The sequence below is a fragment of the Noviherbaspirillum sp. genome (assembly GCF_035944575.1).
GTDB lineage: Bacteria > Pseudomonadota > Gammaproteobacteria > Burkholderiales > Burkholderiaceae_D > Noviherbaspirillum.
In genome coordinates this window covers 1-21327 of the sequence record NZ_DASZBA010000080.1, presented here as the reverse complement: position 1 = coordinate 21327, position 21327 = coordinate 1, and the positions used below count along the sequence as shown (strand labels likewise).

Here is a 21327-nt window from a genome sequence, read left to right as displayed (position 1 = left end):
ACGAGATTGCTGCCGATGAAACCTGCGGCGCCGGTGATCAGAATCATGCGTATCCTTTTTGTATCGCTATGCGGTGGTGACGGCGTTGGGCTCGCCCGCCAGCATCGGCTTGAGTGGCGTCCATACCATGTCCGTCGATATGTCCTTCATGCAGCGGTGATGTCCCAGCGGGCATTCGCGCTGCTGGCATGGCGCGCATTCGATATGCAGCCAGAGTATCTTCGCCAGTTCCGACAGCGGCGGCGTATGGCGGGGGTCGGTGGGGCCGTACACCGCGACAAGGGGGCGTCGGAATGCGGCGGCAATATGCATTAATCCGGAATCGTTGCAGACCACCGCGTTGGCTCTGGCGATCAGTGCGATTGCTTCGCTCAGCGACGTTGCGCCGGCAAGGTTGCGCACGCCCGGCGCGGCGGCCACGATGTCGTCGCACACCGGCTTGTCCTTGCCTGAACCGAGCAACAGGATTTCCGCGTCGGGATGCGCCTGGCGCACGGTGATTGCCAGCTCGGCGTACCGGTCGGACGGCCAGCGCTTCGCCGACCCGAATTCCGCGCCCGGCGCGAACACCACCAGCGGTACGCCGACGGGCAGGCCGATGCGCTCCATGATGGCAGCGGACGCCTCATCGGCAACGGATAGCGATGGTTGCGGCAACGGCGCATCCTGTGGCAGGCGGCGCACAGGTGCATCTGCCAGTGCCGCGTAGAACGCCGCCATCCGGCGCGGCGCGGCGGGCTCGTCGTGATGAATCACATTCAACAGGCCGTAGCGCATCTCGCCCTTGTAGCCGACCCGTTTGGGAATGCCAGCCAGCCAGGGAATGAGCGCGAACTTCATCGTGTTGGGCAGCACATAGGCTTCCGCATAACCGCGCGGTCGCAGCATCGCCGCGAACTTGCGGCGTTCGCCGAGCTGCAGCTTGCCGTGTTTGAACGGCGTCTCCATCACGGTATCGACTTCCTGCATTGCCCGCCATACCGGCGCAACCCACGCAGGCGCGAGCACATCGATCGGCCATTGCGGATGCAACTCGCGCAGGCGCCGAAGCAGCGGCTGGGCCATCACGGCATCGCCGATCCAGTTCGGTGAAATGACGAGGATGCGTGGAGAGGATGTGTCTGTTTTGTTCATGATGATGGATTGCATGCGCGGCGATGCGTTCGTCCGCAGCCCGCATCGTGCAAATCGGAAGCGTGCGGTAGTTTACCCGCTTGCCTGTCAGGAAGCCACTGCGGGGCAATTTCGAAGGCAGTTGCATGCATTCAAGCATTGCGCGCTGATCGATTCTCGATGCTGCCATGCGGGCTTGCCTGGTTTCATCCAGACGCGGTGGAACGACGCAGAGAGTGGAACAAGACTTCGGTAGTGTGGCAACTTTGACAGCCTCGCGGACTCCAACTCCTTTCCCGAATATCTGGAGCAAAACTGTCATGAATCCAAACCAGTCAACAAACGGCTTGAAGCCGGGCGGCGCCAATCCCCATCCGATGAACAGCACCGGCGCAATGGACGACGTGCAGCAGGATGCGCATACCGAGGCCAGCAACAGCATGCCGACCGACAACCCTGTTCCCGTCACGGAAACCGCGGCCGCGCGAGCCAGGCAAGGGGATGATGATGGCGCATCACCTGCCGACCGGGTGCATCACGGCGGAAGCGCCGCCGTCATCGGCGCCGCCGGCGGAACGGATGCCGCCGCCGGGGCCAAGCTGTCAGGCAGCAAGGGCGGCCCCGGCGGTCCGAGCGTCCGGGAAACGACGGACGCAGCCGGCGTTCCCGGCACGCCGGGCGGCATGATCCAGGGGGACGGCGTCAGTCCTGCCGCAGGTGCCGATGCCGCCGGCGGTACGGGCCTCGGCTCGGCAGCGTCGGCAGGCGATACGCGCACCGGGACCGGCACCTCGTCCGGATCGGGCACCTCACTGACCGGAGGCGGCGCAAGCGGTGGACGCGATGCCGGTATTGCCGGCAGCGGCGGCTAGCAACTTGCTTCAGGCAAAGGCGCCGGTGCCTGTCCACGCCGGCTTGCATCGCCGTCTTTGCTTTCGTTTCGACGCTGTCGAATTCATCATTTTTATCGACAAAATCGCTGGTTTTTCCTGCCGTTGACCCCATATTCCAAGCATGACAGGCATCCATTAGGACGGCATTTCATCCGCCTTCCGCATCCGATGCCGAGGCCTTCCGTTCACCGGCCTGGATGACATTTCCCTGAAGCCGACTCCCCGATGAAGCATGGCCACCATGCTGCATCGGGGAGTCTTTCCTAGACGGCCTTGTTGCCGGTAAAGCGAATAGCGATGACACATTCCAATTCCACCGACGCGCCCAAGGCCGTCGACCTGTACAAGCTGACCACGCAGGTTCACCGGCATATCGGCTTTCAAAAGATACGGATGGGAGCAATGCTGTGCGTGCTCGAAGATGCCGGCGAATGGCACGGCCGGACAGCGGCCCGCAGCTTTCGGGGCTTCCTGGTTGAAGAAGGCATTCACCCGCAGGCCGCCCGCCAGTACATGAAGGTGGCGCGGAAGTTCGTGCTGGAGCTCCAGATTGCGAACCAGGAACTGCTTGCGATGTCGCGGGCGAGCATGCGGGTGCTGTGCGCCGCCGCGGATGTCGCCACGCCGGAGAATCTCGCCGAACTCGTCAGCATCGTCGCGACGCTGCCGAAACCGGAAGCGCTGGAGGAAATCCGGACCCGCTTTGCATCCGCGCCGGCGCAGGATGCGGAGGGAAAGCCGCTCAGCAGGCCGGTCGGCAGGATATTGTCCGAAGTGGGCGAGCTTACCCAGATGCAGCGTGCCGAGCTCTTCTCCAGGCTGGGTATCCGATCGACTTCCTCATCAGGCTCCAATGTCTCCTCCTGAAATAACACGCTCATCCGATAGGCGGCGGCCAAAACCTGATTCGCTGCGCGGAAAGAAAGAAAAGCCGGCCCGGTCGAGCAAGTCTTACGCAATCTGGCATTTGAGCAGAAGGGAGCTGAGTGCCGCGGAACTGCGCAAGAAAATCATCCAGCGCGGCTATTCCGAAGAGGAAGCCGATGAAGCGATGGCGTTCGTGCAGGCGAACAACTACCAGTCCGACGAGCGGTACGCGGGAATGAAAGCCCGCTCCACCGCGCACCGGGCGGGAAACCGGAAAATCCAGATGGACTTGCGGACAAAAGGCGTCGATGACACGGTGGTCCGGGCGCAGCTGGATACGCTCCCCCCGGAAGCCGAGCGCGCCATCGAAGCGATTGAAAAATTCCGCAAGCTTGCCGCCGACGGCGTCTCGCGCGAGCTCAGTGCCAAGGTCTGGCGGTATCTCGGCTATCGCGGCTTTTCCGGTGAAGCGATCAAGCAGGCGCTGCAGGCGTTGGCGCAGCCGCGCTAGAGCGCTTTCGGTCTGACTGTGCCAGGCGAGGCCGAGGTGGTTTGCCTGCCGAACAAGGGTGGAGCGGGCAATCAGGCAGCATGCTGCTGCCCGCGAAACGGCATCCGCTTGCAAGCGGATGCGCGCCCTGCAAGGGTGGTGACGCGACATGGCGGGCCATGGCAAGGAAGCCTCGGCGGCCCCGCACAACGCAGTGCCGCTGGCAAAGCGCCCGGCGTCGACGGTACGGTCGGAGCGAAAGTGCTCTAGAGGCGCTATGCATTCCTTTGCAGTTGCGCCGACATCGCGATCTTGCTCATGGCCGCGATCCCGATGCCGACTGCCAGCCACAGCGTCAGGCCCCGGCTGATGAGCGATGCCGTAATCGCGTCGCCCTGGCTCATGCCGACGGCATTGAGCAGCAGGGCGATGGCCGCTTCGGTAGCCCCCAATCCGCCGGGGATCATCGATGCCACGCCGGCCAGGATGCTCAGGCAGTAAATCGACATCACATCGGTCGCCGGAATGTCGTACCCGAGTGCCTGCACCACAAGATAAAGGGAAAAGCCTTGCGCCGACCATGCCAGCAAGCTCAATGGCAACGCGCCGGCAAGCCGCCTGCCGGACAGTACGAAGCGTACGGTATCGATCCCCTTGGCGGTATGCCTGCCAAGGGCGTGGCGTGCCATGCGCGATGCAAGAATCGCCGTGATCCGCGAACGCAGCATCAGCGCCGTCAGGAAAAAGAACGCGACCGCGCCCAGTGCCCATGACCGATGTTCGGGAAAGATGAACACGGCGAGACTGGCAAGCAGGCCGACGATGATCAGGTCCAGCAGCCGCTCCGCGATAAACACGCCGATGCTCTCGGTATAGCGTACGCCATAGGGCTGAAGATAAACCGAGCGCACGGTTTCGCCCGCCTTGCCGGGCGTCAGCGTCAGGGCAAATCCGGATAGGTAGATCTCCAGATTGCGCATGACCGGAATCGGGTGATCAAGCGCAAGGAGAAACCGGTGCCAGCGCAGGAACCTGGCCAGGTAACTGACCAGCGACAGCGCAATGACCTGGAACCACATGATCGCGGGCGTGGCCGACACGGCGTCGCCGAAGGCTGCCCAGTCCGCCATGGTTGCCATGCCCATATACACCAGGACAGCAAGGACAACAGCCAGCGACAATGTTCTTATCGGGATTTGAGGAGGCATAAGCAATAAAAATGCGTGGCGAGGCGGAACCATCGCCTCGGCCGAATGACGTGAACTTTCCTTGAATGAATATCGGTCTGCGGCCCTGACCAACAAGGGAAGGCGCGTTGTTTCCCGCACCTCGAAGAATGCATGGCATGCCATTGAAACGTACCATGAATGCGCTCCCGGCCCGTCAAGATACCTCAATGGCCGGCAGCACTCTTTTTCGTCTTCGAAAGCTGCATGCAACATGGCAGGCGATCAGGCATGCCAGACTGAAAATGCGATTTTGCAAATTTTGACTCAAGTCAATTTTTTTGAAAATCCCGTTTGTTACATTCGGTGCTTTCCCGCAGGAGACCGCCGTGCAGCAGAACGAACTTCCATCCCGTTTTCCCTTCGAATTTCCCTTGCTGAGGCTTCGGAACAAATCCGTCCTGCCGATCGTACAGGGCGGCATGGGCGTCGGCATCTCGGCGCACCGGCTGGCGGGCAGCGTGGCGAAGGCGGGCGCGGTGGGCACCATATCGAGCGTCGACCTGCGCCGCCATCATCCGGACCTGATGGCGCAAACCGAAAAAACGCGTGATAAGGCGCTCATCGATGCCGCGAACCTCGTCGCGCTCGCGCGTGAGATTTCTTCGGCCAGGGAAATCTCAGACGGGAACGGCATCATTGCCGTCAACGTCATGCGGGCGGTGGCGGAATATGCAGCCTACGTGCGCCAGGCATGCGAAAGGGGTGCGGACGCCGTCGTCGTCGGCGCCGGCCTGCCGCTCGATCTCCCCGACCTCACCATCGATTTCCCGGATGTGGCGTTGATTCCCATCCTGTCCGATGTGCGCGGCGTGGCGTTGCTGCTGAAGAAGTGGATGCGCAAGCATCGCCTGCCGGATGCCATCGTGATCGAGAATCCGCGCTACGCGGCGGGACATCTCGGCGCTGCGCGGGCGGAAGACGTCGACGATCCGCATTTCGCTTTTCCCGCCGTGCTGGAAGGGTGTGCCGAATTGTTCCGGCAGCTCGGCATTGAACGCGAGCGCATACCATTGATCGCCGCCGGCGGCATCCACAGCCACCAGCAGATGCGGTCGCTGTTTGACATGGGGGCAAGCGCCGTCCAGCTCGGTACCGCATTCGCCGTCACCGAGGAAGGCGATGCGCATGCCGCGTTCAAGAAAGTCCTCGCCGATGCCGCACCCGACGACATCGTCACCTTCATGAGCGTGGCCGGCCTGCCCGCACGCGCAGTGCGCACGCCGTGGCTGGCGAACTACCTGGAGAAGGAAGCGCGATTGCAGAAGGTGGCAAAGCCGAGGAAATGCACCGCCGGATTCGATTGCCTGCATCAATGCGGTCTGCGCGACGGGATTGCGAAGTCGGGTCAGTTCTGCATCGACACCCGGCTCGGCTTCGCGTTGAAAGGCGATGTACAGCGCGGCTTGTTCTTCCGCGGCTCGGAACCGCTTCCTTTCGGCAGTGCGATCCGCACGGTACGGGAATTGATTGACTATCTTCTGACCGGAGTTCAGCCGGTGAATCAGGCGTTCAGGGCGGGCTGACGGGCCGCCTGCGCGACCCAAAGCGCAGGCGCATGAATTTCTATCGAACGATCAGCACCGGCATGGTGGTCGCCGCCAGCGTCCTGGTTGCGACCGACCCGAGCAGGACATTGGCCAGCGCGCCATGGCCGTGCGAACCCATCACGATGAGATCAATGCCGTTGTCCTCTGCATATGTTCGTATGGTTTGTGCGATGTCGCCGACCTTGTAGTGCGACTGGAAGGGAATGCCTTTTTCACGCAGTATCGTTTCCGCAGGAAGCAGCGCAGCCTCCGACGCTTCCCTGTAGTAGCCGTTCACGGAATCGTCACCCAGGATGCGTCTAGCCTGTTCCACGGCCAGACCGGGCGGGATCGGCAGCTTCACATGCAACAGATGCAATTGCGGTTCCCCATTGAACCATTGCATATGCGATGCAAGATAGGTCACCGCCTTGCAGGAAAAGGACGATCCATCGACCGCCAGCAAAATATTCATGTTCAACTCCATCAAGCGAAATATCAATGTGGCGGCAATAAGCGTCAGTGCGACATCAGCACAGGTACCGTCATCGTTTCGAGCACTGTTTTCGTCACGCCGCCGAGCAGCACCTCGCGGAAACTCGTATGGCCGTATCCGCCCATGACGATCAGGTCCGAATCGGTATCGGCTGCGAGCGACAGCAGGGCATTGCCGACATCGCTCGATGTGACCTGCTGCTTGACCTCCACCTTCACGTCATGCCGCGCGAGGAACAGTGCGATATCCGCACCCGGCTCTTCACCGTGCAGCTCAGGGTCGACCGGGCCGGCCGGCGAATCGAAGATGGCAAGCACGACATTGCCGGCGCGGCGCAGTACCGGAATCGCGGCATTGATGGCGCGCGTTGCCTCCATGCTGCCGTCCCATGCGACCAGCACCCGCTCGCCGACGCACTTGAATTCGCCCGCATGCGGGATGATGAGCACCGGATGCCCGCTATTGAGAACCACGTATTCAGGCAGGTCGGAAATGATGCGCCCCTGTGCTTCGTACGGGTCGGTCTGCCCCAGCACTACGATGTCGCAATAGCGCGCCTGCAGGCACAGGCCGCCGTGATAGTCGTCGTTGAGCAGCCGGCGCTCGTAGGAGCGTACTTCGGACTCCCTGGCGATGCGCTCGAATTGAGCCAGCGCATCTTCGGCACGCTGGTACAGGAAATCGACCTGATCGGCGACGATGGTGGCGGTGATTTCGCCATGATTCTGGCGGTACAGGTAACGTGACACGCCGGTCATCGCCGCACCGATCAGGTGGGCGTTTTCCGCAGCGGCAAGCTGCGCGGCGATCCGTATGCGTGCAGGGGTATGCCGTGACTGGTCGACATGCACCAGGATGGTTTTATACGACATGGCGGATTCCTTTCCTGAAGATCGGTCGCTTCATTCATCGGCGATGCATTCAACAACGGCGATGCATTCAACAACGATGAGTTCAACGCCGTTTCAGCGTAAGGTCGCCTTCCGGCGCAGTCCAGAAACAAATGGCGCAAATGCACGATTGTTTTTGCAATTTTGACTTGCATCAATTTTTTGCAGCACCTGCTTATTACCATCGCTTCCAGCCGCAATGGGAACCATGTGCGCGGGTTCTTGCCTGATTCAGCAAACCTGCTGCAGCGACCGCAACGCAAGCTGTAATGGCGGTTTCAATCAACCTGAGTCGGGAAGGCATCATGAGCATAAGAAATCTCCAGTCCCTCTTTCAGCCTAAGTCGGTCGCTGTCATCGGTGCATCCGAAAAGCCCCACAGCGTGGGCGCCACGGTCCTGCGCAATCTCATCGAAGCGCGGTTTCAGGGAGAAATATTTCCAGTCAATCCGAAATATGACCGCCTGGAAGGGTACGAGGTATATCGTGATGCGGCGCATCTGCCGACCGTACCTGACCTGGCGGTGATATGCACGCCGCCGGACACCATTCCGGCAATCATCAGGCAGCTCGGCGAGCGTGGCACCAAGGCCGCGGTGGTGCTTACGGCCGGCCTCGGCAATGTCAGGGACCCGCATGGCGTCACAATCAAGCAGGCGATGCTGGATGCGGCGAGGCCGCACCTGCTGCGCATACTCGGGCCGAATTGCGTCGGCCTGCTGGTGCCCGATATCGGCCTGAATGCGAGCTTCGCGCATACCGGCGCGCTGCCCGGGAAAATCACTTTCGTTTCGCAATCGGGCGCGCTGGTAACAGGCGTGCTCGACTGGGCAAAGACCCGCGGCATCGGCTTTTCCAAATTCATTTCCCTCGGCGACAGCGCCGATATCGACTTCGGCGATCTGCTCGATTACCTCGCCAGCGACGTCGATACGCATTCCATCCTGCTTTACATCGAAGACGTGCGCGAGGCGCGCAAATTCATGTCGGCGGCCCGCGCGGCGGCGCGCAGCAAACCGGTCATCGTCGTCAAGTCGGGGCGCGTCGCGGAAGGCGCGAAGGCGGCGAGTTCCCATACCGGCGCCCTGGCCGGCAGCGACGATGTGTACGATGCCGCCATCCGGCGCGCGGGCATGCTGCGCGTACTGGGCACCGAGGATCTGTTCGATGCGGTCGAAACCCTTGCACGCGCCAAGCCGCTGTTCGGCGAGCGCCTGACCATCGTCACCAACGGCGGGGGTCCCGGCGTGCTGGCCACCGATGCGCTGATCGCCGAGGGCGGCAAGCTGGCCGAGTTGTCCGCCGACACAATGCATAAGCTGAATGAGATCCTGCCGCCGACCTGGTCGCACGGCAACCCGGTCGACATCATCGGCGACGCCACCGGCGAACGCTACCGGCAAGCCATGGAAGTATTGCTGAAGGATCCGAAATCGGACGCGATCCTTTTCATTCATGCGCCGACTGCGATCGTACCCAGCGCCGACATCGCGAAAACCGTCGCGCCGCTGGCGAAGGATGCGGCACGCAATATCATCTCCTGTTGGCTCGGCGGCGACAGCGTCGCCCAGGCAAGGCGGCTGTTTTCCGAATCCGGCATCCCGACCTTCGATACGCCGGAGGAAGCCGTCGGCGGCTTCATGCAGATGGTGCAGTACCGCCGCAACCAGGACCTCCTCATGCAGGTACCGCCCTCGGCTTGCGCCGCCGCCCCGGCGGGCCCGGCCTTCGTTCCGGACCGGGAGGCGGCGCGCGCGGTCGTGCGGCGGGCCCTTGAACTGAACCGGCCCGAACTGTCGGAACCGGATGCGAAAAGGATACTCGCGGCGTACGGCATCCCGGTAGTGCGGACGGAGATCGCCGATCGTGTCGAGGCGGCGGTGATGCTGGCGCAGCAGATCGGCTTTCCAGTCGCATTGAAAGTCCTGTCTCCCGAGGTGTCGCACAAGACCGAAGTGGGCGGCGTGGTGCTCGATCTGGAATCGCCGGAAGCAGTCCGCTCCGCAGCGATCGCGATGCAAAAGCGACTGCATGAAATCCGGCCCGATGCGACCCTGCACGGATTCTCGGTGCAGTCGATGGAGCGCCGTCCGCGCGCGCATGAACTCATCGTCGGCGTCAGCACCGATCCGGTGTTCGGCCCTGTCATCCTGTTCGGGCAGGGAGGCATTTCGGTTGAGGTCACCGCCGATCATGCCCTGGCGCTGCCGCCGCTGAACATGGTGCTGGCGCGCGACGTCATCTCGCGCACGCGGATTTCGAAACTGCTGGCCGGATACCGCAACCGGCCTCCGGCGGACATCGACGGCATCTGCCGCACGCTGATCAACCTATCGACCATGATCGCCGACATCCCCGAGATCATCGAACTCGATATCAATCCGCTGCTGACGGATGAGAACGGCGTCATCGCACTCGATGCCCGCATGCGGGTGACGCCGGCGGAGGTGGAGGGTGCGGCGCGTTTCGCCATCCGTCCTTATCCGGACGCGCTGGAGGAAACCGTATCGTGGCAAGGATCGGATCTGCTGATCCGGCCGATCAAGCCAGAGGACGCACCGCAGCACCTCGCCTTCTTCAACGCGCTCGATCCCGAGGATGTGCGTTACCGCATCTTCACCCGGCTGCGCGAACTGCAGCCTTCGCAACTGGCCCGGCTCACGCAGATCGACTATGACCGCGAGATGGCGTTCATCGCCATCCGGCAGCGGGAAGACGGCACCTCCGAAACCGTGGGCGTGGCACGCGCCATCTCCGATCCGGACAACATCACGGCGGAGTTTGCCGTCATCGTCCGCTCGGATGTGAAAGGGCAGGGATTGGGCCGCATCCTGATGCAGAAACTGATCGGTTATTGCCGTTCGCGCGGCACGCAGGAACTGGTGGGCGAAGCGCTGCCGAACAACAAGCGGGTGCTGAACATGTCGACCGCGCTCGGCTTCCAGCTCAGCCGGGCGCCGCATGACGAGACGATGCTGATGCGGTTGAGGTTGCAGTAGGGGGTGTCTTGGCGAGGTTTGTACAGGTACCGCATATCAAATCATCGCTGCACGGCTCCTTCCCCCCCTGAAAGGGGGAAGGGGCCGTCAGGCGATGGTTCGCGACACAGTAACGCTCGTCCCTGTTATCCAGTTGCCACCTTTAGGCAAATAGATAAAACATCCCCAATCACATTCCTTCAGCGTCCCGCCGCGATCGCCTAAACACCCCCCGCCGTCCGGACGTTTTTGACCTGGATCAATGATTTTGCGATACCCGGTTCGTACACTGCACTGCGCCTGAATCAACGCCGAATCCTCGGCGCGACTGGCTGCTGGAGTGCAACAAGATGGTGGTTTCAACAATGTCGGCGTTGTCGCAATCGGTCGAGTTCGATGCGCCGCTGATCCGCAAGCTCGATCGTCCCGGTCCCCGCTATACGTCTTATCCGACCGCGGACCGGTTTTCCGATACCTTCGATTACGCCGATTATCTGCAGGCGGTCGCCGGCCTGCAGGCGCGAAAGGGCAGGCCGCCGCTGTCGCTGTATGTGCACGTTCCGTTTTGCGACACGGTCTGCTATTACTGCGGATGCAACAAGGTCGTGACGCGCGACCGCAGCAAGGCCGTCACCTATCTCAGCTATCTCAAGCGCGAGATCGAGATGCAGGGCAAGCTGTTCGCCGGCATGAACCAGGTCGAGCAGCTCCACTTCGGCGGCGGCACGCCGACCTTCCTGTCGGATCAGCAAATGGACGATCTGCTGGCGCATCTGCGCCGCTGGTTCCAGTTCGCGTCCGACGCCATCGGCGAATATTCGATCGAGGTCGACCCGCGCACCGTATCGCCGGAACGTATCCACACCCTGCGCAGGCAGGGCTTCAACCGCCTCAGCCTTGGCGTTCAGGACTTCGATCCGGAAGTGCAGAAGGCGGTCAACCGCATCCAGCCTGAAGAGCAGACGCTGGCCATCATCAAGGCGGCGCGCGAGGCATCCTTCCGGTCCGTCAGCATCGACCTCATCTACGGGCTGCCGAAGCAGAATGTCATCACCATGCAGCAGACGCTGACCAAGGTAATTGCCGCCGACCCCGATCGGATTTCGATCTACAACTACGCGCATCTGCCGCACCTGTTCAAACCGCAGCGTCGCATCAGCGAAGATGATCTGCCGAGCAGGGAAACCAAGCTCGATATGCTGTACCTGTGCATCAAGCGGCTCACCGATGCCGGCTATGTTTACATCGGCATGGACCATTTCGCCAAGCCGGACGACGACCTCGCGGTCGCGCAGCGCCAGGGCCGGCTGCATCGCAACTTCCAGGGTTACTCGACCCATGCGGATGCGGACCTCGTCGCCTGCGGCGTATCGGCCATCAGCGCCGTCGGCGCGACGTATAGCCAGAACGCCAAGACGCTCGATGAATACTATGACCGCCTCGAGCGCAACGAGCTGCCGATCACGCGCGGCGTGAAGCTGACCATGGACGATCTGGCAAGACGCATCATCATCCAGATGCTGATGTGCAATTTCGAACTATCCATGTCGTCGATCGAGCTGGCGTATCCGATCACCTTCAGCAGCCACTTCGCCGACGAGCTGGAAAAGCTGCGCGAACTGGAGCGCGACGGCTTGCTGACCATTGATGCCGAATGGATCACCGTGACGATGAAAGGACGACTTTTGATCCGCAACATCTGCATGGTGTTCGACCGCTACCTCGATGCACCGCGCGCACCGGGCAGTTCCACAGCGGGCGCACCGCAACCCCTCAGGTTTTCGCGGACCATATGAGCGGACTGAATCTCCTGCCGTTTGCCGTCATCGGCCTGCTGGGCTCGGTGCATTGCATCGGCATGTGCGGCGGCATCGTCGGCGCACTGTCGGTGGCGGGGAACGCGCGGCGACCTTTTCCAGTAACCGTGGTTACGATGGCCGCGAAACCGGTTGAAGCCGCCGGCTCCCTTCTGCGTGTGGCCGCGTATAACGCCGGCCGCATCGGCAGCTACATGACGGCCGGCGCGATCGCCGGCGGCCTGGCCGGCAATGCGCAGGCATTGGCCAATGTGGCATCGCTGCAGATTGCCGGCTACTGGATGGCGAACCTGATGCTGGTGGCGCTCGGCCTCTACCTGATGGGCGCATGGTATGGGCTGGCCAGGCTGGAGCAGGCTGGCGGCGTGGTATGGCGCAGGGTACAGCCGCTGATGCGGCCGCTGCTGCCGATGGACACGCCGCGCAAGGCGCTGGCACTCGGCGCGCTGTGGGGATGGGTTCCTTGCGGCATGGTGTACAGCGTATTGCTGGCGGCGATGCTGACCGGTTCGGCTCTGTCCGGCGCCGCCGTCATGCTGGCGTTCGGCCTTGGTACTTTGCCTGCGCTGCTGGCGATCGGCCTGGCCGGCGCCGGCGCGACACGCTGGATCAGGGAACGCCGGATGCGTATCGTGGCCGGCATTGTCGTTCTTGCCTTCGGCCTGCTCGGCCTGGCCCGTGCCGGCGGCGGCATGGCGCCGGAGTGGCTGGATGTGTTCTGCGTCTCGCCGTCGGCAGGAGTGCATCGATGAACGCGCCACTTCCACAAATGCACCTGGTCCAGGATCCGAACCAACTTTCGCTGGCTGACGCCGGCTGTTTCCATTGCGGCGCGCCGCTGCCGGCGGGGCAGGACTGGCCGGTCGTGTTCGACGATGCGCAGCGATCGACTTGCTGCCCGGGCTGCCAGGCGGTGGCGCAATCCATCCTCGACAGCGGCTTGTCGGATTACTACCGGACGCGCACCGCGCTGCCCGGCAGCGTCGACGATGCGCGTGCAATGGCGTTGCCGGAATTGCGCTTGTATGACAAGGACGACAATGCCGGCGGACAGGAAGCGGCAGCGGCAGGCAGCGAAGCGACGTTGTCGATCGAAGGCATCCGCTGCGCCGCCTGCGTCTGGCTGATCGAAGGACGCCTGATGCGCGTGCCGGGTGTACAGGCATGCAACATGAATGTCGCCACCGGCCGCTTGCATGTGCGCTGGAATAACGATGGCTGCAAGCTGAGCGACATCCTGCAGGCAGTGCGTGAAGTCGGCTATGCGGCTTATCCGTTCGACGCCGCTCGCCAGGAGGGCCAGTTGCAGCAGGCCGGCAGGAAACTGTTCCGGCAGATGTTCGTGGCCCTGTTGTCGATGATGCAGGTCATGATGTACGCCATCCCGGTTTACATGGCGGAGGAAGGCAGCATCGATCCCGACATGGACAGCCTGATGCGCTGGGCCAGCCTGTTCCTGACGCTGCCGGCGGTCTGTTACTCGGCGTTGCCGTTCTTTCAGGGCGCATGGTCGGGCATCCGGCATCGCGCGCTCGGCATGGACGTGCCGGTGGCGCTCGGCATCATCGCGGCATTCGCGGGCAGCACGGTGGCCACCTTCCGCGGCCCGGAGGGCGGCGCGGTCTATTTCGACTCGGTCACCATGTTCATCTTCCTGCTGCTGTGCAGCCGCTACCTGGAGCTGGCGGCGCGGCGCAAGGCGGCATCGTCCTTGCAAAGGCTGAGCCATGCGTTACCGTCGTCGGCGTCGCGCATGCCCGGCTATCCCGGCAGCCGCGACACCGAAACGGTGGCGGCGGAGAGCCTGTCGGTGGGCGATGTGCTGCTGGTGAAACCCGGCGAAGCGATTCCGGCGGACGGCACGCTGATCGAGGGCGGCACCTCGATCGACGTGTCGCTGCTGACCGGCGAGAGCCGTCCGCAAGGCAAGGTGGCCGGCGACCTGCTGCCCGGCGGCGCGGTGAATGTGTCGCAGCCGATGCTGCTGCGTGTCACGCGGCCTGTCGCCGACAGCACCCTGTCGGCGCTGGTCAGGCTGGTCGAGCGGGCCGGGCAGGCCAAGCCGCAGATCGCCTGCTGGGCGGACAAGGTTGCCGCCTGGTTCGTGGCATCGCTGCTGCTGTTCGCGCTTGCGGTGTTTGCCTATTGGCAGCTGGCCGATTCGCAGCGCGCATGGCCGATCGCCATCGCGGTGCTGGTGGTGTCCTGTCCCTGCGCGCTGTCGCTGGCGACACCAACCGCGCTGGCCGCCGCGACCGATTTCCTGGTGCGCCGGGGCGTGCTGATCGTGCAGTCGCATGTGCTGGAGACGCTGCACCGCGCGACGCATATCGTGTTCGACAAGACCGGCACGCTCACGGTCGGCAAGCCGGCGGTCCGGCATGTAACCATGTTTGCAACCGGGCAGGATGCGCGGCTGTGGCGCGCGGTGGCGGCGCTGGAAGCGTCCAGCGGGCATCCGCTCGCGGTAGCGCTGGCAGATGTCGCCGCATTGCATGGTGTGACGCCGGGCGATACGCGGGCCGATGACTTGCATCACACCGCCGGACAGGGACTGGAAGGCACGGTGGACGGTGTGCGCTACCGGCTCGGCAGCGCCGTCTTCGTGGCGGAACTGTGCGGCAATGCCTGTCCGCGCTTCGAAGGCGGGCATGACGAATGCACATCCGTCTATCTCGGAACTAGCGGTGCATGGCTGGCGAGGTTCGATCTCGCCGATGCGGTGCGCGAGGATGCGCGGGCGACGATTGCCTACTTCCGCTCCCTTGGCAAAAAAGTCATTCTGCTCAGCGGCGATGATCACGCAATCACGCAGCGGGTGGCGAACAGCCTCGGCATCGATGCTGCGCATGGCGCCTGCCTGCCGGAACAGAAGCTGGCCTTCGTGCAGCAGTTGCAGCAAGGCGGCGCGGTGGTCGCGATGGTCGGTGACGGCATCAACGATGCGGCGGTGCTGCGCGCGGCGGATGTGTCGTTTGCGATGGGCACAGGGGCGGCGCTGGCGCAGACGCATGCGGATGCGGTGCTGCTGTCGGGGCGGCTGGCATCGATGCGGGATGCGGCGTTGACTGCATCGCGGACGATGGCGGTGATCCGGCAGAACCTGGCGTGGGCGACCTTGTATAACGTGATTGCCATTCCGGCGGCGGCGTTGGGGTTGTTGAATCCTTGGCTTTCGGGAGTGGGGATGTCGGTGAGTTCGGCGGTGGTGGTGGTGAATGCGTTGCGGTTGCGGAGAGAGGCGCGTATATCCGCCTTTGCTACGGATGCCAACCCACCTTTGTCATTCCCGCGACGGCGGGAATCCAGAGCGACGGAGTGTCTCCGGTAATGCAACTCTTTTCTGTCTTCGAAGAGGCAAGCCGGGACTGGCCCCGGCGGGCCACTTACTTTCTTTGCTTCGCCAAAGAAAGTAAGCAAAGAAAGGCGACCGCGAGTCGCTGCCCTTCGGGTTCCCGGAAAAATGTGAGGCAAAGCGGGACGCGAAATAAACTCGCCTTCGGCTCAGACAGGTTTCGCTTCTTTATCTGCTTTGCCTCACATTTTTCCGGCAGCGCCAAGCGGAATTCAACGGCCACAGCCTCTTTGCATGACCTTGTCTACTTCGATTTTCGTTAGTAGTTGGTTGCCGGCACCTACTGAGATTTAATAGCAAAAATGGAATCCCTCTACCTCCTCATTCCCCTCAGCGTCGCCATCGTCTTCCTTGCGATCTGGGTGTTCTTCCAGATGTCCGACAGCGGGCAGTTCGATGACATGGTCGGTCCTGCATTGCGTGTTTTGCAGGACGACGATTCGGCCGTCGACGAGCCGAAATAACAAGCTTCCTTGCGCATTTTTCATTCTCGTCCGTGGGTTTTTCGTCCCATTTTTCACGTTCCGGACGATTTTGATTCAGATCAATGATTTTCGAGGTCCCGACTTCTATTCTGCCTGCACGTTAATCAATGTCGCACTCGGGAGAAGTCGTGGATACAGCACTCAACTACAACTACAAGGTCGTCAGGCAGTTCGCCATCGCGACCGTAGTGTGGGGCGTGGTCGGCATGCTGGTGGGGGTGTTCATCGCCGCCCAGCTGGCATGGCCCGCGCTCAATTTCGATGTCGCTTGGCTCAGCTATGGCAGGCTGCGCCCGCTGCATACCAATGCGGTGATTTTTGCCTTTGGCGGCTGCGCCCTGTTTGCGACGTCTTATTATGTCGTGCAGCGTACCTGCCAGGTACGGCTGTTTTCCGACCAGCTGGCGGCGTTCACCTTCTGGGGCTGGCAGATCGTCATCGTCGCCGCCGCCATCACGCTGCCGCTCGGCATGACTTCCGGCAAGGAATACGCTGAACTGGAATGGCCGATCGATATCCTGATTGCGCTGGTATGGGTGAGCTATGCGGTGGTGTTCTTCGGCACGCTGCTCAAGCGCAAGGTATCGCACATCTATGTCGCCAACTGGTTCTTCGGCGCCTTTATTCTCACCGTCGCCATCCTGCATATCGTCAACAGCGCCGCGATGCCGGTCACGATGGGCAAGTCCTACTCCGCCTACACCGGCGTGCAGGACGCGATGATCCAGTGGTGGTACGGCCACAATGCGGTCGGCTTCTTCCTCACCGCAGGCTTCCTCGGCATGATGTACTACTTCATTCCGAAGCAGGCGGAACGTCCGGTGTACTCGTACCGCCTGTCGATCGTGCACTTCTGGGCGCTGATCTTCACCTACATGTGGGCTGGCCCGCACCATCTGCATTACACCGCGCTGCCTGACTGGACCCAGTCGATCGGCATGGTGTTCTCGCTGATCCTGCTGGCGCCGTCCTGGGGCGGCATGATCAACGGCGTCATGACCCTGTCCGGCGCATGGCACAAGCTGCGCACCGACCCGATTCTGAAGTTCCTCATCGTGTCGCTGTCCTTCTACGGCATGGCGACCTTCGAGGGCCCGATGATGTCGATCAAGACCATCAACGCGCTGTCGCACTACACCGACTGGACCGTGGGCCACGTCCATGCCGGCGCGCTCGGCTGGGTCGGCTTCATCACCATGGGTTCGATCTACTACCTGATCCCGCGGCTGTTCGGCAAGAAGGAAATGTGGAGCGTCAGCCTGATCGATGCGCACTTCTGGATGGCGACCATCGGCATCGTGCTGTACATCGCCGCGATGTGGATCGCCGGCGTGATGCAGGGTCTGATGTGGCGCGCGGTGAATGCGGACGGCACCCTGACCTACACCTTCGTGGAGTCGGTCAAGGCGACGTATCCGTACTACGTGATTCGTTTCGGCGGCGGCTTGCTGTATCTCGGCGGGATGCTGCTGATGGCGTGGAATGTGTTCATGACGACGCGTGATGCGCAGCAGGTGAGTGCGCGGATTCCGGTGGCGGGGACGGCGGTTGCTTGATGGAGCCTTTTAAGACAAACGGCGTTTGACCCATCTCCGTAAGGTTCCCTCCCCCTCTCAGGGGGAGGGGTAGGGTGGGGGTAGTGAGGTCGAGCTATTGCATACGACGGCTCAATCTCACCACCCCCTTCCCAGCCTTCCCCCTGAGAGGGGGAAGGAGCCCGCCGGAGAGATTAATGCCGTGGTTGGACGTTCATCGAGAGCCAAGCCTCACCCATATAGAAAAAAACAGGAGCAGTAAATGAAGTTTTCACATGAATGGATTGAAAAGAACCCCTGGCTGCTGATCGCGCTCGTGATCGTCGTGGTCAGCATCGGCGGCCTTGCCGAGATCGTGCCGCTGTTTTACCAGAAATCGACCACCGAGCCGGTCGCCGGGCTGAAGCCATATTCCGCGCTGCGCCTGGCGGGACGCGATGTGTATGTGCGGGAAGGCTGCTACAACTGCCACTCGCAGATGATCCGTCCGTTCCGCGCCGAGACCGAGCGCTACGGGCATTACTCCGTGGCCGGCGAGTTCGTGTTCGACCGCCCGTTCCAGTGGGGTTCGAAGCGTACCGGCCCGGACCTCGCCCGCGTCGGCGGACGCTACAGCGACGAATGGCACCGCATCCACCTGAACAACCCGCGCGACGTGGTGCCCGAGTCCAACATGCCCGGCTATCCGTGGCTGGAGAGCGCCAAGGTCAATCCGGACGCGGTCATTGCCAGCATGCGCGCACTCAAGCGGCTCGGCGATCCGTACACCGACGCCGACATCGCCGAAGCACCGAAAGAGCTGGCGGGCAAGACGGAACAGGACGCACTCATCGCCTATCTGCAGGAGATGGGCACATTGATCAAGGCAAAGAGGTAATCATGGCAATCGAATTGCTCGACATCCGCAGCTTGGTGACAGTCGCAAGCTTCATCACCTTCCTCGGCATCATCTTGTGGTCGTACAGCGCGCGGCGCAAGCCGGCCTTCGAGCAGGCTGCGTACCTGCCGTTCGCCGACGAGCAGGATGAGTCCAACGCATCCCCGGAGAACCGCCATGGCTGACTTCAATGATGGATTCTGGAACATCTACATCACCGCGCTGACGCTCATCAGCGTCTTCGGCTGCGGTGTACTGCTCTGGGTGCAGTCCAAGAGCAAGGTGGTCGTTACCAAGGATGCCGACGGCAAGGTGCAAACCACCGGCCACAGCTGGGACGAAGGCCTCACGGAACTGAACAACCCGATGCCGCGCTGGTGGATGTGGCTGTTCTACATCACGATCGTATTCAGCCTGGCGTACCTGTATCTGTACCCCGGCCTCGGCACCTTCGAGGGCAAGCTCGGCTGGAAATCGAACGGCCAGTACGACAAGGAAATGGCGAAGGCGGACGCCGACTACGGCCCGCTGTTCAACAAGTACCTGCAGCAGGACATGAAAACCGTGGCGGCGGATCCGCAGGCGCGGGTGATCGGCGAACGCCTGTTCATGACCTATTGCGCGCAGTGCCACGGCTCCGACGCCGGCGGCAGCAAGGGCTTTCCAAACCTGGCCGACAAGGACTGGCTGTACGGCGGCACGCCCGAAGCGATCAAGGCATCGATCCTTGACGGCCGCCGCGGCCACATGCCGCCGATGGGTGCCGCGCTTGGATCGGAGAAGGACGTGGAGAACGTTGCCAACTATGTGCGCAGCCTGTCCGGCATGACCACCGATCCGGTCAAGTCGGTGCTGGGACGGCCGAAGTACATGGCCGCCTGCGCGTCCTGCCATAGCGGCACCGGCACCGGCAACCAGGCCCTCGGCGCGCCCAACCTGTCCGACAAGATCTGGCTGCATGGCGGCAGTGCCAACACCGTCATGGAAACCATCCGCAAGGGCCGCACGAGCACCATGCCCGCATTCCGCGATTTCCTTGGTGAAGCGAAGGTGCATGTGCTGGGTGCGTATGTGTGGGGACTCTCCGGCGACAAGACCGACCCGGCCGCTGATCCGATGAAAGTGGCACAGCAAAAATGAACCAGCAATCCACACCGGAAGTTGCGGTCATCAAGATGTACGCCGCTCGCGAGGAAATCTATCCTCGCGAGGCAAAGGGACGCTATGCGACCCTGCGTTGGGTGTGCGTCTGGCTGACGCAACTGGTGTTTTACGGCCTGCCGTGGATGACATGGAACGATCGCCAGGCCGTCCTGTTTGATCTGGCGGCAAGGAAGTTTTATATCTTCGGCATCGTGCTCTGGCCGCAGGATTTCATTTACCTCGCGGTGCTGCTGATCATCTGCGCCTACCTGCTGTTTCTGGCGACCGCGGTCGCAGGGCGGGTATGGTGCGGCTTCGCCTGCCCGCAGACCGTCTACACCGAAATCTTCATGTGGATAGAGCGGCAGATCGAAGGCAGCCGCAGCGCCCGCATGCGCCTTGACCGGCAGCCCGCATCCGTGGCGAAGTTCGCCCGCAAGGCAGTCAAGCACGCCGCATGGGGCGCTGTCGCATTGTGGACCGGTTTCACCTTCGTCGGCTATTTCACGCCGATTCATGTGCTGCAGCGTGAAGTCCTGACCTTCGGCCTCGGCCCGTGGGAAACGTTCTGGATCGTGTTTTACGGCTTCGCCACCTACGGCAATGCCGGCTGGCTGCGCGAGCAGGTGTGCAAATACATGTGCCCGTATGCCCGCTTCCAGAGTTCGATGTTCGATAGCGATACGCTGATCGTCAGCTATGACGCCGGCCGCGGCGAGCCGCGCGGCGCCCTGCGCAAGAAAGACATGGCGCAGGCCAAGGGTGATTGCATCGACTGCACGATGTGCGTGCAGGTCTGCCCGACCGGCATCGACATCCGCAACGGGCTGCAGTACGAGTGCATCGGCTGCGCCGCCTGCGTGGATGCCTGTAACAGTGTCATGCGCAAGACCGGGCAGCCGGAGGGACTCATTCGCTACACCACCGAAAACGCCCTCAAGGAAAAACTGTCGGAGAGCGCGGTCAGAAAGCGCACGCTGCGTCCGCGCATCCTGATCTACACCGGCATCCTGAGTGTCATCGTCGCGGTGTTTTTCGGCAGCCTGCTGACCCGCACGCCGCTGAAAGTGGACGTGATCCGCGATCGTGGCGCGATGGCGCGGGAGGTGGACAACGGACTGATCGAAAACGTCTATCGCCTGCAGATCATGAACACCGACGAAGCGACGCGCCGTTACCGCATCTCCGTCTCCGGCATCGACGGTATTCGACTGGCGACGCCCGATGAAGTGGTGCTCGGCCCCACCGCCTCGCGCGGCCTGCCGGTGAAGGTACGTATCGAGCCGGGCAACGGCACGCCGGGATCGAACAAGATCGAGTTCACGCTGACGTCGACGGATGGACGGGATGTGGTGGTGAAGGAGAAGGCGGTGTTTTATGTGCCGAAAAATTGAGCCCTAAATAATTGCGAAGCAATAAAGCAAAGACCCCTTCCCCCTTGTTGGGGGAAGGTTGGGATGGGGGTAGTGAAGTCGAGCAATTGCATGCAATGGCTCAACCTTCACACCCCCGCCCCAGCCCTCCCCCTACAAGGAGGAGGGAGCCCGGAGTCAAGTTGCAATTTCTGCGAGAAAGAAAAGTCATGTACCCGCAATCAGCCACATTCCCCCCCCCACCCCCCCCCCCCCCCAGG

18 protein-coding genes are annotated in these 21327 nt (G+C 62.2%); 14 read left to right on the top strand and 4 right to left on the bottom strand.

Features of this window, described 5'->3' with window-relative positions; genetic code table 11:
• Positions 1 to 66: 66 nt before the first annotated feature.
• On the bottom strand, positions 67 to 1134 hold the full coding sequence (gene waaF / locus VGU61_RS04640) for a lipopolysaccharide heptosyltransferase II (RefSeq protein WP_326857930.1): 1068 nt from the start codon (positions 1132 to 1134) through the stop codon (positions 67 to 69).
• Positions 1135 to 1433: 299 nt separating this feature from the next.
• Between waaF and VGU61_RS04635 the strand changes: the two genes are divergently transcribed.
• The 3 genes from VGU61_RS04635 (at position 1434) to VGU61_RS04625 (ending at position 3384) form a co-directional block, all read left to right on the top strand.
• A complete protein-coding gene (locus VGU61_RS04635) occupies positions 1434 to 1985 on the top strand; it encodes a hypothetical protein (RefSeq protein ID WP_326857929.1) in 552 nt (183 codons plus the stop codon).
• Positions 1986 to 2303: 318 nt separating this feature from the next.
• Positions 2304 to 2873 carry a hypothetical protein gene (locus VGU61_RS04630; protein WP_326857928.1) on the top strand — a complete coding sequence of 190 codons (570 nt, stop codon included), beginning with the start codon at positions 2304 to 2306 and terminating at the stop codon, positions 2871 to 2873.
• Positions 2860 to 3384 carry a regulatory protein RecX gene (locus tag VGU61_RS04625; RefSeq protein ID WP_414691595.1) on the top strand — a complete coding sequence of 175 codons (525 nt, stop codon included), beginning with the start codon at positions 2860 to 2862 and terminating at the stop codon, positions 3382 to 3384. Before VGU61_RS04630 ends, VGU61_RS04625 begins: the two co-directional genes overlap by 14 nt.
• A gap of 254 nt (positions 3385 to 3638) precedes the next feature.
• Here VGU61_RS04625 and VGU61_RS04620 read toward each other — a convergent pair whose 3' ends face one another.
• Positions 3639 to 4571 (bottom strand): lysylphosphatidylglycerol synthase transmembrane domain-containing protein, encoded by a 933-nt coding sequence (locus VGU61_RS04620; protein WP_326857926.1) that lies wholly within the window; start codon positions 4569 to 4571, stop codon positions 3639 to 3641.
• A gap of 392 nt (positions 4572 to 4963) precedes the next feature.
• On the opposite strand from VGU61_RS04620, the gene VGU61_RS04615 reads away from it, so the two are divergent.
• Positions 4964 to 6115 (top strand): NAD(P)H-dependent flavin oxidoreductase, encoded by a 1152-nt coding sequence (locus VGU61_RS04615; protein WP_414691596.1) that lies wholly within the window; start codon positions 4964 to 4966, stop codon positions 6113 to 6115.
• Positions 6116 to 6155: 40 nt separating this feature from the next.
• Here VGU61_RS04615 and VGU61_RS04610 read toward each other — a convergent pair whose 3' ends face one another.
• Both VGU61_RS04610 and VGU61_RS04605 read right to left on the bottom strand, forming a co-directional pair.
• Positions 6156 to 6593: a universal stress protein gene (locus VGU61_RS04610; RefSeq protein WP_326857924.1), complete on the bottom strand. Its 438-nt coding sequence runs from the start codon at positions 6591 to 6593 to the stop codon at positions 6156 to 6158.
• A gap of 44 nt (positions 6594 to 6637) precedes the next feature.
• Positions 6638 to 7486 (bottom strand): universal stress protein, encoded by an 849-nt coding sequence (locus VGU61_RS04605; RefSeq protein ID WP_326857923.1) that lies wholly within the window; start codon positions 7484 to 7486, stop codon positions 6638 to 6640.
• A 323-nt stretch (positions 7487 to 7809) separates the two neighbouring features.
• Here VGU61_RS04605 and VGU61_RS04600 point away from each other — a divergent pair, with 323 nt between their 5' ends.
• The 10 genes from VGU61_RS04600 to ccoG all read left to right on the top strand — a co-directional run bounded on the left by VGU61_RS04600 (position 7810) and on the right by ccoG (position 21088).
• Positions 7810 to 10503 (top strand): bifunctional acetate--CoA ligase family protein/GNAT family N-acetyltransferase, encoded by a 2694-nt coding sequence (locus VGU61_RS04600; protein WP_326857922.1) that lies wholly within the window; start codon positions 7810 to 7812, stop codon positions 10501 to 10503.
• Positions 10504 to 10832: 329 nt separating this feature from the next.
• Positions 10833 to 12278, top strand: a complete 1446-nt coding sequence (hemN, locus tag VGU61_RS04595) for an oxygen-independent coproporphyrinogen III oxidase (protein ID WP_326857921.1) — start codon at positions 10833 to 10835, stop codon at positions 12276 to 12278.
• Positions 12275 to 13051, top strand: a complete 777-nt coding sequence (locus VGU61_RS04590) for a sulfite exporter TauE/SafE family protein (RefSeq protein ID WP_326857920.1) — start codon at positions 12275 to 12277, stop codon at positions 13049 to 13051. The genes hemN and VGU61_RS04590 overlap by 4 nt, the downstream gene beginning before the upstream one ends.
• Entirely contained in the window at positions 13048 to 15630 is a 2583-nt protein-coding gene (locus tag VGU61_RS04585) for a heavy metal translocating P-type ATPase (RefSeq protein WP_326857919.1), read from the top strand. Before VGU61_RS04590 ends, VGU61_RS04585 begins: the two co-directional genes overlap by 4 nt.
• Positions 15631 to 15956: 326 nt before the next feature.
• Entirely contained in the window at positions 15957 to 16118 is a 162-nt protein-coding gene (gene ccoS / locus VGU61_RS04580; protein ID WP_326857918.1) for a cbb3-type cytochrome oxidase assembly protein CcoS, read from the top strand.
• Between the two features lie 149 nt (positions 16119 to 16267).
• Positions 16268 to 17695 carry a cytochrome-c oxidase, cbb3-type subunit I gene (gene ccoN / locus VGU61_RS04575; RefSeq protein ID WP_326857917.1) on the top strand — a complete coding sequence of 476 codons (1428 nt, stop codon included), beginning with the start codon at positions 16268 to 16270 and terminating at the stop codon, positions 17693 to 17695.
• A 241-nt stretch (positions 17696 to 17936) separates the two neighbouring features.
• Entirely contained in the window at positions 17937 to 18551 is a 615-nt protein-coding gene (gene ccoO / locus VGU61_RS04570) for a cytochrome-c oxidase, cbb3-type subunit II (protein WP_326857916.1), read from the top strand.
• Positions 18552 to 18553: 2 nt separating this feature from the next.
• Entirely contained in the window at positions 18554 to 18736 is a 183-nt protein-coding gene (locus tag VGU61_RS04565) for a cbb3-type cytochrome oxidase subunit 3 (RefSeq protein ID WP_326857915.1), read from the top strand.
• Positions 18729 to 19691: a cytochrome-c oxidase, cbb3-type subunit III gene (gene ccoP / locus VGU61_RS04560; RefSeq protein WP_326857914.1), complete on the top strand. Its 963-nt coding sequence runs from the start codon at positions 18729 to 18731 to the stop codon at positions 19689 to 19691. Before VGU61_RS04565 ends, ccoP begins: the two co-directional genes overlap by 8 nt.
• Positions 19688 to 21088: a cytochrome c oxidase accessory protein CcoG gene (ccoG, locus tag VGU61_RS04555; RefSeq protein ID WP_326857913.1), complete on the top strand. Its 1401-nt coding sequence runs from the start codon at positions 19688 to 19690 to the stop codon at positions 21086 to 21088. The genes ccoP and ccoG overlap by 4 nt, the downstream gene beginning before the upstream one ends.
• Positions 21089 to 21327: the final 239 nt, after the last annotated feature.

Excerpts from the sequence above, each read along its gene's own strand:
- waaF (WP_326857930.1), bottom strand. The coding sequence starts at position 1,134 with ATGAACAAAACAGACACATCCTCTCCACGCATCCTCGTCATTTCACCG.
- VGU61_RS04635 (WP_326857929.1), top strand. The coding sequence starts at position 1,434 with ATGAATCCAAACCAGTCAACAAACGGCTTGAAGCCGGGCGGCGCCAAT.
- VGU61_RS04630 (WP_326857928.1), top strand. The coding sequence starts at position 2,304 with ATGACACATTCCAATTCCACCGACGCGCCCAAGGCCGTCGACCTGTAC.
- VGU61_RS04600 (WP_326857922.1), top strand. The coding sequence starts at position 7,810 with ATGAGCATAAGAAATCTCCAGTCCCTCTTTCAGCCTAAGTCGGTCGCT.
- VGU61_RS04590 (WP_326857920.1), top strand. The coding sequence starts at position 12,275 with ATGAGCGGACTGAATCTCCTGCCGTTTGCCGTCATCGGCCTGCTGGGC.
- ccoS (WP_326857918.1), top strand. The coding sequence starts at position 15,957 with ATGGAATCCCTCTACCTCCTCATTCCCCTCAGCGTCGCCATCGTCTTC.
- VGU61_RS04605 (WP_326857923.1), bottom strand. The coding sequence starts at position 7,486 with ATGTCGTATAAAACCATCCTGGTGCATGTCGACCAGTCACGGCATACC.
- ccoG (WP_326857913.1), top strand. The coding sequence starts at position 19,688 with ATGAACCAGCAATCCACACCGGAAGTTGCGGTCATCAAGATGTACGCC.
- ccoO (WP_326857916.1), top strand. The coding sequence starts at position 17,937 with ATGAAGTTTTCACATGAATGGATTGAAAAGAACCCCTGGCTGCTGATC.
- VGU61_RS04610 (WP_326857924.1), bottom strand. The coding sequence starts at position 6,593 with ATGAATATTTTGCTGGCGGTCGATGGATCGTCCTTTTCCTGCAAGGCG.
- VGU61_RS04585 (WP_326857919.1), top strand. The coding sequence starts at position 13,048 with ATGAACGCGCCACTTCCACAAATGCACCTGGTCCAGGATCCGAACCAA.
- VGU61_RS04565 (WP_326857915.1), top strand. The coding sequence starts at position 18,554 with ATGGCAATCGAATTGCTCGACATCCGCAGCTTGGTGACAGTCGCAAGC.
- hemN (WP_326857921.1), top strand. The coding sequence starts at position 10,833 with ATGGTGGTTTCAACAATGTCGGCGTTGTCGCAATCGGTCGAGTTCGAT.
- ccoP (WP_326857914.1), top strand. The coding sequence starts at position 18,729 with ATGGCTGACTTCAATGATGGATTCTGGAACATCTACATCACCGCGCTG.
- VGU61_RS04620 (WP_326857926.1), bottom strand. The coding sequence starts at position 4,571 with ATGCCTCCTCAAATCCCGATAAGAACATTGTCGCTGGCTGTTGTCCTT.
- VGU61_RS04625 (WP_414691595.1), top strand. The coding sequence starts at position 2,860 with ATGTCTCCTCCTGAAATAACACGCTCATCCGATAGGCGGCGGCCAAAA.